The organism is Desulfosarcina sp. (genome assembly GCF_055467485.1).
The window spans coordinates 1-14,819 of record NZ_JBUOIV010000002.1 but is presented as its reverse complement, the minus strand read 5'-3'; the positions used below and the strand labels follow the sequence as shown (position 1 = coordinate 14,819).

General features: G+C 54.0%; 11 protein-coding genes. All 11 read right to left on the bottom strand.

Annotation, left to right across the window (positions count from 1 at the left end):
- Positions 1-178: 178 nt before the first annotated feature.
- Positions 179-1,678, bottom strand: coding sequence for a type VI secretion system contractile sheath large subunit (gene tssC / locus ACZCED_RS01220; RefSeq protein WP_464860037.1), 1,500 nt, complete (start codon positions 1,676-1,678; stop codon positions 179-181).
- A gap of 2 nt (positions 1,679-1,680) precedes the next feature.
- Entirely contained in the window at positions 1,681-2,214 is a 534-nt protein-coding gene (tssB, locus tag ACZCED_RS01215) for a type VI secretion system contractile sheath small subunit (RefSeq protein WP_462968923.1), read from the bottom strand.
- A gap of 93 nt (positions 2,215-2,307) precedes the next feature.
- Positions 2,308-3,456 (bottom strand): type VI secretion system protein TssA, encoded by a 1,149-nt coding sequence (tssA, locus tag ACZCED_RS01210; protein ID WP_462968924.1) that lies wholly within the window; start codon positions 3,454-3,456, stop codon positions 2,308-2,310.
- 468 nt (positions 3,457-3,924) lie between these two features.
- The gene (gene tagF / locus ACZCED_RS01205) at positions 3,925-4,683 is read right to left on the bottom strand and encodes a type VI secretion system-associated protein TagF (protein WP_462968925.1); all 759 of its coding nucleotides are present in this window, start codon (positions 4,681-4,683) and stop codon (positions 3,925-3,927) included.
- Positions 4,668-8,162 carry a type VI secretion protein IcmF/TssM N-terminal domain-containing protein gene (locus tag ACZCED_RS01200; RefSeq protein WP_464860036.1) on the bottom strand — a complete coding sequence of 1,165 codons (3,495 nt, stop codon included), beginning with the start codon at positions 8,160-8,162 and terminating at the stop codon, positions 4,668-4,670. The genes tagF and ACZCED_RS01200 overlap by 16 nt, the downstream gene beginning before the upstream one ends.
- The gene (locus tag ACZCED_RS01195) at positions 8,163-8,843 is read right to left on the bottom strand and encodes a DotU family type IV/VI secretion system protein (protein WP_462968927.1); all 681 of its coding nucleotides are present in this window, start codon (positions 8,841-8,843) and stop codon (positions 8,163-8,165) included.
- Position 8,844: 1 nt separating this feature from the next.
- Positions 8,845-10,230, bottom strand: coding sequence for a type VI secretion system baseplate subunit TssK (gene tssK / locus ACZCED_RS01190; protein ID WP_462968928.1), 1,386 nt, complete (start codon positions 10,228-10,230; stop codon positions 8,845-8,847).
- 3 nt (positions 10,231-10,233) lie between these two features.
- On the bottom strand, positions 10,234-10,782 hold the full coding sequence (gene tssJ / locus ACZCED_RS01185) for a type VI secretion system lipoprotein TssJ (RefSeq protein ID WP_462968929.1): 549 nt from the start codon (positions 10,780-10,782) through the stop codon (positions 10,234-10,236).
- A 10-nt stretch (positions 10,783-10,792) separates the two neighbouring features.
- A complete protein-coding gene (locus tag ACZCED_RS01180; protein WP_464860035.1) occupies positions 10,793-11,521 on the bottom strand; it encodes a hypothetical protein in 729 nt (242 codons plus the stop codon).
- A gap of 7 nt (positions 11,522-11,528) precedes the next feature.
- On the bottom strand, positions 11,529-14,084 hold the full coding sequence (locus tag ACZCED_RS01175; RefSeq protein ID WP_464860034.1) for a hypothetical protein: 2,556 nt from the start codon (positions 14,082-14,084) through the stop codon (positions 11,529-11,531).
- Between the two features lie 359 nt (positions 14,085-14,443).
- On the bottom strand, positions 14,444-14,819 hold a 376-nt coding region (locus tag ACZCED_RS01170; protein ID WP_464860033.1), incomplete at its 5' end, for a lysylphosphatidylglycerol synthase domain-containing protein.

Sequence of the window (14,819 nt, the reverse complement as noted above, 5' to 3'; positions counted from 1 at the left end):
CCACTTAAATATGAGAAACGTGATCAACCCATACCAGAACGGTGCCAGGCGGCTGCGGCCAAGGTGGCCGATCATTTCAATCGCAGGATTACATTCAGCAATTCAGGATTGAACTGCGAACCATGGCCGGTTCCGGCAGAAGTTAGGTTTTTTGAAACGGGTTCGGAAAAAAATGGAATTACGCTCCTCCCTTGGCCGATGGGAGCTTGGAGACCAGTCTCAGGGATACGCTCAGGCCTTCTAACTGATAATGGGGACGCAAGAAGAACTTGGCGCTGTAGTATCCCGGATTGCCCTCAATATCTTCGACCACCACTTCCGCGGCAGACAGGGGGTACCGGGACTTGACACTTTCCGAAGCGGTCGGGTCCGTGGTGACATATTTGGTGATCCAGTTGTTCAGCCAGGATTCCACTTCGTTTCGTTCCGCAAAGGATCCCACTTTGTCGCGCACGATGCACTTCAGGTAGTGGGCAAAGCGACAGGTCGCAAATAGATACGGCAACCGTGCACCCAGGGCTGCATTGGCCGTGGCATCGGGGTCATCGAACTCCGCCGGTTTATGTAATGATTGGGCGCCCACAAATACCGCATAGTCGGTATTCTTCCAGTGGGAGAGAGGCATTAAGCCATTCCTGGCCAATTCGGCTTCCCGACGGTCGGTGATGGCGATTTCGGTCGGACATTTCATGTCTACGCCACCATCATCCGTGGGAAACGTATGGGTCGGCAATCCCTCCACCATGCCGCCGCTCTCGGCTCCACGGATTCGCGAACACCAGCCGTAGAGTTTGAACGCCCGGTTGATGTTGACTCCCATGGCATAGGCCGAATTGGACCAGCAGTATTTGGAATGATCGGCCCCTTCGGTGTCTTCTTCGAAATCAAACTCCTCCACCGGCTCGGTTTTTGCGCCGTAAGGAATGCGTGACAAAAACCTGGGCATCGTCAGCCCGATGTACCGGGAGTCATCCGAATCCCGGAGGGAACGCCAGGAAGCATACTCGGCGGTTTGTAGAATCTTGGTCAAATCCCGGGGATTCCCCAACTCCTGCCAGGTATCCATGTTCATCAGTCCCGGCGCGGCGGCCGAAATGAACGGTGCATGGGCTGCCGCGGCAATCTGGGCCATGCCACTTAACATCTCTACATTTTTTGGCGTGTGATCGAATTGATAGTCGCCGATGATGCAACCATAGGGTTCGCCGCCGGGTGTACCGTATTCGTCCTCGTACAACTTCTTGAAAATGGGACTCTGATCCCAGGCGGTCCCCTTGTATTTTTTAAGGGTCTTGCCCAGATCTTTCTTGGACAGGTTGAACACCCTGATCTTGAGCTGTTCATCCGTCTCGGTATTGTTGACCAGGTGGGATAAGCCGCGCCAGGTGCCTTCCAACTGCTGAAAATCCGCATGATGCATGATCAGATTGATCTGTTCGCTGAGCTTCTTATCGATTTCGGCGACCATGTTTTCTATTGTCCGGATGGCATCGTCTGAGATCAATGCCGTCTTTTCCAGCGCCTGTGCCGCCAAGGTCTGCACAGCGGTTTGCACCGCCTCGCGTGCCCGATCCGTCTTGGGTTTGAACTCCTTTTGAAGCAGCCCCTCAAACTCACTCATCTCCATGGGTTGCGCGGCTGCCGCTTCTGCAGCAGTATCTTTTTTTAACTCTGCCATGATCAACCTTCCCCTTCCTTCTTTTCAGACCCTTCATCCGGTTTGGGGGTCGAGGACAACGCCTGCATGAGCGCCGGATCGCTGAGAAGCTTGGCAACCAGCTCTTCGGCGCCCCCTTTGCCATCCATATAGGTCACCAAGTTGGCCAATTGCGTGCGGGCCTTGAGCAGATTGCTCAGGGCATCGACCTTCTGGGCCACTGCAGCTGGTGAGAAATCATCCATACTCTCAAACGTCAGGTCGACGTTGAGGTTGCCCTCACCGGTCAAGGTGTTGGGAACCTGGAATGCAACCCGCGGTTTGGCTGACTTCATGCGTTCATCAAAATTATCCACATCGATTTCCAAAAATTTTCGTTCGGCAACGGCGGGTAGCGCCTCTTCCGGCTTTCCGGATAGATCGGCCATCACGCCCATCACGAAAGGCAGGTTGATGGTCTGCTCCGCGCCGTAGGTCTCCAAATCATACTCGATCTGTACCCGCGGTGCTCGATTGCGTGCAATAAATTTCTGGCTGCTTGCTTTTCCTTTGGCCATGATGGTTTCTCCCTTCTTTTATCTACCCGGTACCCATTGATACCGATGGGTTGCATTGTTTTTTAAGATGTCTACGAACCCCGATATTGTCAATCAATCTTCGGGCGGATCCGCCTCCCCACTGACCAATTGCACTTGAGACATGGCATCCGGTGAAAGGTCGCGAATGATGTCCACGAAACTTCTACCGACAAGACGCTTGGCCCGCTTGATCAGCAGTGGTACCGGGCTGGATGGTTCCTTCTGTTCGTAGTGATTGATAATCATGTCCAAGGCCCTAAGCACATCGTGATTCGATGTGATCCGACCGGACAACGCCCGTCCAGAGGCATCACCGGTAGGAACTGCCTGGTCGTCGGTGCCTGCCTGGGATTCGCTTGAACGGGATCGATTCCTGTCTGCGTCGCTTTCCATTTTTTCCTCGGTCTGCTTGGGCAGTGATGCATCCGGGCCATATCCCCTGCGCTCCATGTACATGGCTGTTTTGGATTGCATCTGCTGCAAAAGATGCTCCAGCCTGCTGAAATTGGGAGCCGCTGCTGTTCCCACCCGCTCAATCAGCAGGGCATCCAAGGCGGCGAGATGGTCGATACACCCGCGCAGCATCTGACCCGTGGTCTGCAGATCTTCGATGTCGGTTTGTTCGAAAGCGGCGTCGATGATCTGCGGTGAAGGTATCGCATTGGCTTCTGTTTCGGGGGTCGGCAGTTCACCAGATGCCATCAGCATGTGACGCAGGCTCACCCGGGGTAGGCGCGTGTCCTTTGGTACGCACAGTGGGATCTCCATCAACCGGGAAATGAATTTCATCGGGTCCTGATCGCTCATCGTCGTCGATGGCGGTGACAAGGCACTGATGATATTGATCCGCTCCAACGGGTCATTGTCATCTTCGGGATCCAGCTGTGGAAAGACGTGCTCCCAGTTGTGCTCCAGCACACCGCATAGCAAGGCGAGGCCATCGCGGAAACCCGATAAACCGGTCAATCGGAGCGACGCGGCGGTCAAGTAAAGGATTAGTCTGAGATCCCGGCTGCGGGCGAGTAGTTCGAGACTCCGGCGAAAGACCTGCTTCCAATCGGGTTCCTCACTTTCCTGAACATAGTCACCCACCTGTGTCTCCGCCTTGCCCTGGGCGATTCGCTCGAGTTCCAGAAAGGCAACATCATAGGAAATGTCCTCTCCGCAGGGGGCGTCAGGTGAAATTTCGCTGAGGAGTGCGTCAACGCTGAAATGGGTCACGGCTAACCTCTATGAATGGATGATCGTTGTTGCTTGAATATGTGACTTTTGCCACCCTTTCTCACCTAAAGGGATATAGGTCAGCGAGGGCTATCAGGATGCGGCATGTATCCATCGGTTTCAAGGATTCCGTATGGATATAGGGTGTCGAACATGATAATATCAAATAACTTACTATTATTATATCATTTATATCATTTAGGGGTCGAACTGTAAACCTTTATTCTTCACCTCCTATTCCGGTTCTGAACGTGGGGAGGCCGCTTCGGTTTTTCGCGGATTGTTGCGATCCCGGCCACAGCACAACGATGCGCGGGTCGCTGCTGAATTGACCGCCTGCCTAAGTGACGGCGAGGAGACGGTTGACCTGATTGCTGGAATCGATACAATGATTTATTCAGGCAAAAACACCCCTCGGCGATCCTGAAAGCAAGACCATCATTTCTCACGCGCACCATAAATGGCAAGTTAAACCGACCACAGCACGGAAAAGTCGTCCGACGATAGCGGTCGGCAGTAAAGTGCAAGAAGGGTCTTTTCCGGACTGCCGCCCATGAACACGGTGCTCGGAACCGGCGATAGACAATCCTTCAAGGCCAGGTGCCATGCCAGGGCCAGTTGAAAGGGGTCCGTGACGCCCTGGCTGTCCAGTGGAATCAACAGCCTGCCGTCTGTTTCAAGCGCTTGCACCTTCTCTCTGACACCGGAAAAGATGATTTTATTGTTTTTCCATTCCGGCAGATCTTCGAACGGCTCCTCGTGGTTCGTCTCTCTTGCCCGCCGCCATTGTTTGCGGGGCGTCTCCAGGTGGTTGATATCGGCTTCCAACTGGTCAAGGCTTCTCAGCCGTCGTGTGGAAGCATACTCGAGTGTCTCCCAGGTCGGTCCCAGACCAACCAGCATTAAATGCCAGGATTTCTCCCATTGGTCCAATGCACCTTCCCCGATAATCATCATGGGGTAGGGCCTTCCAAGGCTGTCACTGCTGCTTTTTCCCAAGCCACACAGTGTGGTCCCTTTTTTCTGCCCCTTGGCCCAGAAACGCCATGAGCATACCGTGGTGCGGCGCGAGTGTTCAGGAAGCTGCCGAAAACCGGCATCCACCCATTGGGCAAAGGCGCTGGCCATCGGCGAGGTCAGATTGATCTGAAAATAGTCTTTGGCCACGGGGTGCTTGCCGAATACCGTCCAGTTCCACCTGGACGCGCCGATCAGTTTGCCCAGCATGTGGCGATTTCCTGGGGGACGCTACCCGGAGACGCTTGGAGAAAACGGAGCACTGGCCGATGCCCGGAGAACTGATATTTTGCGGTGATGTTCTTAATCCGCATTCGTTTCAGTGCGGCGGCCTGTTCAGGAAAGTCCTCAGGACGGAAGGTTCGCTGCCCGGTGTTGAAATCGCTTAAAAATCGGGGAAAACCGAGATAACCGTCATAGACGGTGGTCAGCACGAGGTTCCCGATTTCGATTTTAAAGATCACATCGCCGCAGCTTTGTGCCGACCAGTTAAATGTTTTTCTTACCGGATAATGCAGGTTGATCAGCTGATTTCGTTCATTGCCGCACTTAAGCTCCAGCTTCGTGGCATGGGGCTTGATCGCTGCCTCAGCATTGGCGGCGGTGGGGTATGCCTTGATGGTCACCGGATAATTGGCAACAACGGGTTTGGCAACGCTTTCTCCGCGGGTTAAAAACGTCAGAAAATTGGTGTTGAAATCCAAGGCTCGACCGTCAACATACTTGGCATGGTAGCCCTTGCCGCGACTTCGATCAATGAACGGAGCGGCAGGTCCTTTGAGAAATTTGATGGCGACCCCATCATCGCCCATCAGGAGTTTATTCAGGTCCATCCCACTGGGGATATACTGAACCTCAAGGAAGACCTCTTTTTCCCAGATACTTTGCAGCTGGCACTGGGCTTCCCGGATCACGTATTCATGATAAAATTGGATCGGGCCGTTGATAAGATCCCAAATGAGATCAGTCTCCTTATTTTTTTTACCCAGCATCAATCGCAGCTTCTTCTCGCCCTGGCGTACCAGGAAAAATGGGGTTTCCTCGTTGAGCTGATCTTCCCGGTACAGGTCGCTTGCCACCTTAAATGCTATCTTTCTTGAATCGGCAACAACACTGATCGCCTTCAGTGCGTCCTGGTATTGTTTATACGCCTTGGCGGCTTGCTGGCGCGCTTCGAACGGTAATGTGCCTTCGGTCTGAATCCCGGTCTGGTTTTCGAGACGACTGAGGTTTGACTTTACCCGGTCCGTCGTCCGTTTGATGATTCCGCCCGGGGCGATACCCTCGATGTCTAGTGCTTTTGCCTGGATCCGGGTGTCGCGAATCCGGTAAATGAGATCGACCCATTCGGGAACCTTTTCCTGATCCTTGACCGGGGTCAACGCTTCGGCCATCTTGGCCAACAGCTGAGAATAGGGCCCCTCGTCGGTGGCCATATCCATTCCGATTTGCTGCCACACCTCACGACCATCCAGTCGAAGGGGCCCATTGGGAAAATACCTGGCGAAAGCTTCCCATTGGTCGATGTAGGCATTCGCATACCAGATCTGAAAATCGAGCTTCTGCGATCCGATGGAGAGAGGCTCGAACAGGGCCGATTCAATTTCGGCAATCGTGCCATTGATGGCGTCTCTGCCTTCAGGGGTAAAACCGGGAGGCACAATGACTGCTTTTGAATCAGGCGAAAGACCCTTCCAGAAATCCTCCACGTACACGCCGGGTAAGGTGCCGTTGCTGTTCACCCAATCGACCAACCAATTGAGTTTGACACCTGATAGGGTCAGAATATGCTTGAGCCAGGTCTGCAGGTCGTTCAATTCGTCATTGAGCAAGGAATTTTCGCGCCGCCACATTAAGTAATAGAGGTAATGCCCACCGATCTGGTCGGTAATTTCATCGATCACCGCCGTTCCCATCAGATCCCCCGTATAACCAACCGCAGGCATCGCGGCCAACGCGTCCCTATCCTTTCCCTGCAACCTCGCTTTGAGCAGATTGATGCGCCTGACCAGATGCATGGCGTGGCTTCCGATGGCCTCAGGGGCTGTAGCCGCAGAGAATCGGGTCATCCGATAACTCATCTGTTTGTCGAAATTGTTCAGAAAACCGGACTCGAACACCTGACAATATTTTTGCTTCAAGCCGGACTCGACACGATTGCTTTCGTAAAGCCCCAAACGGGGAATCCACCAGTTGTCGTTCTGGGCTTCGATCTTGAGGATCGCCTGTTTGAATCGTTCCACGATCAGCGTGTCCGTCGTGATGTCACCTTGCAAAATCGGTGCGGTGGAAAATGATTGGGAAACGTCCCGCAGTGTTTTCAGATTTTTCACAAAAGAAAAGCTGAGCAGACCGCAGGCGGCAATCACAACCGCCACCCAGGCGGTAAGGCCCAGGCTGCGGGTCAACCGGCTCCATTGAATGGTTTTCTGGGTGGGGGCAAACAGTTTTCGGTCGCCGGGCAGGATGGTGGAGAAAAAATCGTGCAGGAAAAGACCGCGATTCGTGCCCGGGAGGACCTCGTTTTCGCCGATGAGCCCAAGTTGACTGAGAAAATGGGAATACGGTGTGCCTTCCTGGCGTCCGCTGCTGAAATAGATCCCCCTGAGTATCGGGGTCTCCTGGTAGGGGTTTTCCTGAAAAGCGCCTCGCATGAAGGCGGCCAGGCCGGACTCGATCTTCTCAAACTCCTGGGGAAACAGAAGCAGGGACGGATCTGCCGCTTTTCCATTGGCACGATTATGATTGAGCATCAGCAGACGCAGTTCCTTGAGCCGTTCGCCGATTTCATCGACACTGTCTTTGCAAAAGGCGGCCATGTCGACGGTGAGATTGGCATTGATTCGTCCCATGGCCTGGTGCAGCGAGGATTCTTCCAGTCGATCGCAGAACTTCACTGCGCCCTGGATCAGGTCGCATTTGGTCACCATGATGAACACGGGGAATTTGGCACCCAGCACACGCATCAATTCATCGATTCTTCTGCGGATGCTTTTTCCGGCATTCTCTGCAGCGGAAACACCTTCCTGCAACAATTGATCGGCGGCCACCGTGACCACCAGTCCATTGAGGGGCTCCTTTTTGCGGAAGCGCACGAGCAGCGAGAGGAACTTTTGCCATTCATCCTTGTCCCTGCCCTCGTCCACCGGAATGGCGTAACGGCCGGCGGTGTCAATCAGCACGGCCTGTTCGAAAAACCACCAGTCGCAATTCCGTGTACCCGAGATGCCGGAGACGCGACTCACTTCGGCAAACGGTGAGGAGAGGTCGGCGCCCTGAATGGCGGTTGTCTTTCCAGAACCGCTTTCACCGATGACCATGTACCATGGCAGCACGTAAAGCGGATTGCCGTACTTCTTGAGGTGCGACTTGCGAAGGGCGCTGATCGCTTCCTTCCAGCGGTCCTGGAGTTCGTGATATCCGGCCTGTTGGCCCTTATCCATCGATTTGATGCGCGATTCATCTGCGGCAATCACCTGATGGATGAAATTTTTTTCACTTTTTCTGGCCAACAGTTTTTTGAGGAAGATCACAAAAAGGATGATGCCCAGGATACCGATTAGGAAGAAAAATCCAACCCACCACGGCCAACCCGCCATTAAGACCAATCCGAAGATAAAAAGAAGAGCCAAAGCGGCCAAAAAAAGCAGGAGAATCACTTTGAGCGTCTTCATGATGAGTGATTGCATTTACGGCACCGTGTTGATGAGTGATTGTCCGATGTTACCAAGGATGAAACGATAAACGAGAAACAGCACACCATAGAGCACCAACGGTGCAACCGCGCACATCAGCGTAAAAGGCGTAAAGCGCCTCATTCTGGGCATCTGTGAATCGCTGAAGGACTTGTCCGACTGATACCCGTTGGGGAATAGCCTCATCTTGCGGATATCGGGGACGCCCATGGAACTGCCGGTGAGCAGCTTGAGATTCGAATTCCGGAGTTGATCCAAAAGGTAATCATCCCCTTCGTTGATGTACTGCCCGGAAAAACCCATAGACAGGCAGATGTAATACACCTCCCTCACCTCAATCTGGTGGGGGCCGATGGTGTTAAGCCGTTCAAAAAACTGTTTGCCGGCATCCGAGGTTTGATAGTACCGGCGTTGCAGCTGTTCTCCCAGCCAACGATCCCTGCCTTGCCAAGATGATGACAGGATGGTTTCGTCAACCCAGGCAAACACAGCGAAGCGCGCCAGGTCGCAGTCGCCGGGTGGGAATCCTCCCTTTTCGCACATGGATTCGCTGTCGGCCACCAATCGCCGAATGTTGGCATCCACCTGCTCGAAGGAGGCCTGGCCGGAGCCGGGAGATTGGGTCACGAAAGCGGTGTAGGCGATCAAATCGGTGAAACAGTCGGCTAAGCGCATATCAGTTTCTCCCTACGATCATCAGCTCCGCTTTTAGATCATCAGGCGCACTATCCCAGTAAAGGGCTAGATTGTTTCCTTTTTGCACGTGTTGCCATTGCTCGCCGTGATGATCAACCTGAAAGTAAAGGGTGTTCGCTCTGCGCGGAAGCTCCTGTGGCACTGCCTGCAGATGCTCAAGCCGAATGCCTGGCAACGCCCTGGCGATTAAAATTGGCAAATACTCCCGGGAACTGATTTTGGCGATCTGCTCCATCGACTGCAAAATAGGCTGCGGATCGGATTCCGTTTCAACGGCAATGAAAAATCGGTTTCGGCCTTCGAAGATGGCCGGCGGCAGTTCTGTCGAATAGTAAGTGCCGTCGAAATGCAATGCAATCATGTATTCGGGACCCGCCGTAATTTCATCCAACAAACGGGTGATCAGGCTTTGTGCCGATGAAAAGCACTGCCAGAGCTGTTGATGATCATAGCCGGGCATCAGCACCTTGCCGCCCGCTTCCTCTCCGGTGACGGAAACCCGCTCGGAGAATGTGGATAGCTCCCCCATGAGTTGACGTAGGATGCCGTAGGCGGTCCATGGGTGAACCTGAGTGGATTCAGTAATATGGATCAGTTGGGAAACATAACGGTTCAGCGACCGCAATGCCAAAAGGAACATCATGTCACGGGACCCGAATTCAGCGCTATGGATTCCTCTGTCTCTTTTGAAAGCCTCCAGCTGGCGGCAACGGGCAGAGATCTGGTCACGTACTTCCTTGATAAGTCGTGCCAAGAATTGGGATCCGTCGATCGTCAAACAGGGCGGGATGAAACGGTCGCTCAGGACCACATTCTCTCCATCACGCTCAAGCATCGCCACGGGGATCGATTCATAGTCTCCGAATTGCTCCATCTCTGTTTGCCAGAACAGTTTCAATACCAATCGCATGCGACGAATATTGGCGTTTGGTCCATTGCCGTGTAAATCTCGGATATCTTCAGGCTCATTGGTGGCGACGTACCGGGTCCGGACCTCTCTTAGGTCGCTCAGATTGTCAACAATCGTTACATTCTCACTGGACGTATTGAATTTTCTGACGCCAATAAAGACCATGAATGCGTTGCCGCCGTCCTCCCAGGCGGTTTCGAATGACCGGGGGTGAATGATCGCATTTTCGTTGAGTACGGCATACGTGGTGTCCGCAAACAAAAAACTCCCCCCGGAGAGGCTGAAGGAGCGGGTCCCCAGTGCTGCCTGCTCGATCGCCATGCTGCCTACCCCCCAGAAATGAGGCATCAGCATCCGGTGAAGCGGTTCGATCAATGACCGGGTATAACGGTCCTGCAGTTGGAAATGCTGCGGTTGAAGGAATAGGCCCTGATGCCAAAAAAGAGGTTTATCCATGAATCACTGCCCTTCTATCGTTGACGTCGTCACCGTGGTAATCTGTTGCGGTCCCAGGACCAGATCGACACCGAGATGAGCCGGCTTTCTGGTCTTTTTCACTCGGATAACACCTTTTTTTTCTACTATTTCAGGTATTTCTACCATCCTGACCATCCGGTCCTTTTCCAGGAGATAATAGCCTGCCACAACGGCCACATAGCGGGCGCCTTCCGCCCGATCCAGGGTCAGGTTGATATCCTGGCCGGGCTGCAGAATCAGCCGTTTTGATGCAGCCGCCCCATTTCCGAATAGACCGCACTCCAATAACTTATAAAGCCCGTCTTGATCATTGGACAATTGGTTGAAGGTGTTGGGATCGGACAACTGGTAGGCACACAAGAGCAAGGTGTGCGCTTCGCCCTCGTCCAAGTTGAGCTTGCTGTCCGCCTTGATGTGCATGCGGATGGCTTCCTTTTCGTAGCCCCACTGGGGCGGCGGCAGTTGTTTGGCGGCGCATGCGGTTAGCCAGAACAGCGACCCGGCGGTCAATAGTATAAGCAATCGTTTCAAATCAGCCTCCTTATTTTCCGAATTTGGTCTGGCAGTTCTTTTCAAATTCCCGTAAAAAATCTTCCATGAAACGGCCGGAGCTGAACCATTTATGAATCTTCTCGTAGCGTTCTTCGTATATGTCAAACATTTCGGCCTTTTTCATCGGCCCGAATTTAAGTCCCTTTCCCACCTCCGAAGCCACTTGCTCGGGGTCCAGAACAGTCAGCACCTGTTTGACCGTGGCGTGGGCCGATTCTTTAAATGACTGCTGAGCCGTTAGAAACGCAAGGCGGATCTGATCCAAATAGGTTTCCAGCGAACGCCCCTCCCCTTCCCCTTCCAAACGGTACCCGATCACCTGGCGGATCGTCTGCTCCGGCGTCCCCTCTCCGGTAAAGGTCATGTTGATCACGCTGATCAGTTGGTTCAGCGTGTTAAATATGGTGTTGAGTGATTCGGCCAGTTTCTCCAATAGTTCGCTGGAAGAGAGGTCGTCCATAGAAACCTTGCGCCCCAACAGCAGGGAACAGACCTGCGTCAAAACCGCCTCGTCGGTCTCGTCAGGCAGACATGGCGGGCAGGAATCGCCCAACCGGTCAACAACCGCCTGCAGGGCATCGATCCGCGCCTGACGGCCCAGCCCGGCCAGCTGTTCGTTCAGGTAAGCCTCGACCGCATCGGCGGAGACCGCCTCATCGGCTTCAACCCGGGCGGCGAGGCCGGAGGAAATGCGGTTGATCATTGTCTCATCGCCCATATCCTTGCTACTCCTTTTTCACGTCGGATCGGATAATGATGGTCTGCTCCATGATATCATCACTGTCTTCTGCCCGATCCGCCGCCACGCGTCGGGAATCATCCCCTGCCCCTGATTGCACGGCCCCGGCCGGCAGATGCGGTGGTTCCGGCATTGTGGATGGTACACCTGTCGTGGACGCCTTTTCAGCGCGGAAATGCGTGTCGCTGGGTTGGGTGGTGACCCGGGTGGCGGCAACGTATTCTTCCACCGGCCCGGAAGGTTTTTCAGCTGAAGGATACGCCGGCGGATGGTTGCCGGACGGACTGATGATCACCGTGGCCTCGAGCGCGTCATCAATGTCTGATCGTTCGGAAGCAGATGAGCCGGCTGAAGCAGGCGGAACGGCAATGCCAGTTCCCTGAGTTGGCGCCGGTTGACGTCCGGTGGAACCTTGACACAGGGTGGCTGCCGGATCGTCATCTCCCCGTGACGCTTCTTTTTTGGCATCCGGCATGACGCCGGCGTTGAGAACAACCGTTGGCTCCAGATCCTCATCAAAACCGCCGAGTGGCGACGGCGGCGGAACGGGGGTATTCTGGACCATCGTGGCGGAAAGATCCTCCGCGTTGCCTGTCATCGATGGCGCTGAAATGATCACCGTCGGTTCCATGTCGTCATCGGGAGGCACCTTCTTTGGTGGAGTTGCGGTGGGTTCGGTTCGTATGATCACCGTTTTTTCACTATCATCTTCCCATTGCGAAGCCGGCTCCTGCGGCGGTGCTACACCCCGCGGTGTGAAATCGGATGGCGGCGACTCACCGGCTGCCGAAAAAACAACGGTTTCCTGGACGTCCGAATCCCAGTCCGTTCCCTGCGGCGGCATGCCGGGTGTATCCTTGGCATGCAGGTCGGCAGCTGCTGGCGTTCCGTTGTTTGATGGGTAAATCGGCTTTTGCGCGGCGGATGTCAATATGACGGTTTCGTCGACACCCGTACGTTCCGGGTCCACCTCAAGGCCGGGTTGACGAATGACGGACGCCGACTCAGCCTTCCATTTTTGAAGGATACCGTGAAGGACGGTACGCATCTTCTCCGTAACCACGTCCTTCTCTTTGCCTGCCGAGATGATGGCGGGTCCGGAGAACATCTCGTCGCGAATCTGATTTCGCAAGGCGTCAAGGGTAGAGAGAAAGCGGCCGTGATCCCAGGCAACGCCGGTTTTCAATCCGGCATGAACCAATTCAAAGCCCATATGCACGGCCTGTTGCCAATGAACCGGCCAGTTATCGTCAAGGGTGCGTTGATCCGGCGTCCAGAAAATCTGCCTGCCAGCGAACACGTCCAGCGGCGAAGACGGCTCGATCCCAAGGGCAGGGATGCCTTTTTCACTATCCATCTGGCGCAGCACCCGCCCCACTTCAGTGTAAACCGCGTCGACCCCCTGGCCGGAATTGGCCAGCAGCGTTCGAAACCAGAGGGCACCCATAAAATGAAGCCGCGGTGCCTCTGGCATGCTGGGAGCAAAAGGGCTGACTTGAAACGCACCAACGGCATCCAGGATGCGGACGCTGAAATTCCAGTAGGCGGGAAGTCCCGTGCCGGACGGGTTAAGATCGACGCCTATGCCTTCCAGGGAGAGGTCGACCTCCTGAATCGCCTCCTGTTCGTCTGCCGTCATGAACTGCCGGCAGACCTGGTCTAGAAAGGTGAGCTTCAGATAGAGGATTTCAAGAAATTGCCGTTCCGCGTCCTGGAAGAGGAACCGGCCTTCCCCGGCAGGCGGGGCGGCCGCGTTTGCGGCGCCTGGCGAAGCTGCCACAGCGCCTGAAATAAGGGGAATAAAATCCGTAGCCAGGCACGACGGTGCAGGCACCATCATCATGTAAAACGGAAAGAAGCGGAATGGCACGATACGACCGGAATCCAGGGATTCAGGGCCGTAGCACGCTTCCCTGTCGGGGCACCCCCTGCAGGGAAGGTCCGTATCGTCGGGAAATTTGGTAAGCAGCTGCTTCCATTGGGCCACCAGAGCGCTTGCATCAAAGACATTATCCGGCATGCCGGCCGCTTTTTCACGACTGAAAAACGGGGACGCATCCGAGAGCGTCGCACAGGATTCGCAATACAAGAAGCGCTCCAGCGATTCAGAATAGGTCGGCAACTTCCTCTTTTTCAACAGCGCGTCATCCCGGCAAAGGGTCAGCGCCAAGCCGCATTGCGGGCAGACCGGATGAAACCAGTGAGCGGTTTTACGGCAGAAAAACAACGGTTGAAACGGCTCAAATTCACCGTTGGTATTGATCTGGTGTTTGAAAAAGATCGGTGTTTTTGCGGGGCGGCGGTTGCGGTAAAAGGCATACGCGTTTTGCCAGGCGGCTTCCACGCCACGGTTGTTGACCGGCGAAAGCGAACCGGGCGCATCGTATTGATCCCTCTGCAGGATCAAAAGAACCTGTTGAACGACGCTGTCACCATCGGTGTTGATGCTACCGGGAATGGTCTCGGAGAATGGACTGATGCACGAAGCCGATGCGACCCAATCGGCCGCTCCACCTGATGATTCACTCAGATCGAGGAACAAACCATTATTACCTGTTTCAAGGCAATTGATCAAAGAGGGACAAGTTTCAGTAATATCCACGGTCCGATCCCATTCTTTTTTTGTCTCCCCGTCAAACAGTGATGCGATGTCCGGCGGATAGGGAAAATTATGCTGTATTGCAAGAACCACACAGACAAAACGGCTGTCTGCGTTTACCAAGGTGGAAGCGATTCCCCTTGCGGGGCGCAGGCTTTCGGTCGGCACGAAAAGGTTATGATTTTAAGGTTTTGCCTTTAAATTTTAAGCTTTTATAAAGCTATTCAGAAAAAGGGGACTTGTCAAGGTGGATTTGCGGGGCTTTTTCACCGGGGCGTCTGCTCGAATCTAACCGATTTGTATTATCTGATAAACGTGTGTCTTAATACCAGTGCAATCAAACCAATTATTAGAACGTAAACCAATATAATGGCATGGGAGGTGAGTGCAAACCTTAATGCCATATCGGCGGGAACCCCCATAAGAACCAACGCACCTACCCAACCGCTTTCATGATTTCCTGAATTGGCGAACCCTTGTATAGGCATGAGTTGCATAACCAGTTGAAGCGCAATTAGAAAAACGATTTCTTTAAAAGCGATGGGTAGATGTATCGCTGCGGCAATACACCACGTACCAAGGGCGATGGACGTCCATATCCCAAATGTCAGCATGATTTCCCGAAAAGTCATTTTGCTTGTTTGGGCCAGGGCTGTTGCCACGCGCTTGAATTTTTCG